The organism is Terrabacter sp. MAHUQ-38 (assembly GCF_014518425.1).
Lineage (GTDB): Bacteria > Actinomycetota > Actinomycetes > Actinomycetales > Dermatophilaceae > Terrabacter.
In genome coordinates this window covers 1-849 of sequence record NZ_JACVCU010000017.1, presented here as the reverse complement: position 1 = coordinate 849, position 849 = coordinate 1, and the positions used below count along the sequence as shown (strand labels likewise).

1 protein-coding gene is annotated in these 849 nt (G+C 72.0%); it reads left to right on the top strand.

From position 1 onward, the window contains the following. Nucleotides 1-20: 20 nt before the first annotated feature. On the top strand, nucleotides 21-849 hold an 829-nt coding region (locus H9I49_RS24680; RefSeq protein ID WP_255524242.1), incomplete at its 3' end, for a glycoside hydrolase family 3 C-terminal domain-containing protein.

The window sequence follows — 849 nt, the reverse complement described above, 5'->3', positions numbered from 1 at the left end:
ACTGGGACAACGTCGGCCGGATGGTCTACGACCAGCGGATCTGCGCCGACTACGTCGAGGCTGCGGCAGTCGCCGTCAACTCCGGGAACGACCTCATCATGGCCACGCCGGCGTTCTTCGAGGCCGCGCAGGAAGCGGTCGGTCGCGGCCTGGTCGACGAGGAGCAGATCGATGACGCGGTACGGAGGGTTCTGCGGCTGAAGTTCGAGCTCGGGCTCTTCGAGGATCCCCGCACCCCCGACTCGGAGCGGCAGGCGAAGGTGATCGGCTGCCGCGAACACACCGACCTCAACCTCGAGACCGCCCGCCGTTGCCTGGTGCTGCTGCGCAACGAGGGCATCCTGCCCCTCGAAGGTGGGCTGACCTCGGACGGAACCGGCCGCGCCGCAAGCCGGGGCACGCCGCGCACGATCGCGGTCATCGGCCCCAACGCCGACAGCCCGGAAGCCATGCTCGGTGACTGGGCGGGGGCCTCCGGGCAGGTCCCGTGGATGCCCGAGGGACATCCGCGCGAGCTGGTGGAGACGGTGCTCGACGGCCTGCGCGCGGTCGCACCCTCCGGCTGGAGCGTCACGCACGCCCGCGGAGCCGACATCGCAGGCCCCGCCGATGACCGCGAGTGGGGCATCGGGCCCGACGGTCAACCACAGGCACCCGTCTTCACTCCCGCCCCGGTCCTCCAGGATCAACTTGAACAGGCCGCCGCCGCCGCGGAGGCCGCCGACTACGCCGTCGTGGTCGTGGGGGACACCATCGCCCTCACGGGCGAGGGGCGCTCGACCGCCACGCTCGACCTCCAAGGCGGCCAGATCGCGCTGCTGGACGCCGTCGCCGCCACCGGCACCCCGA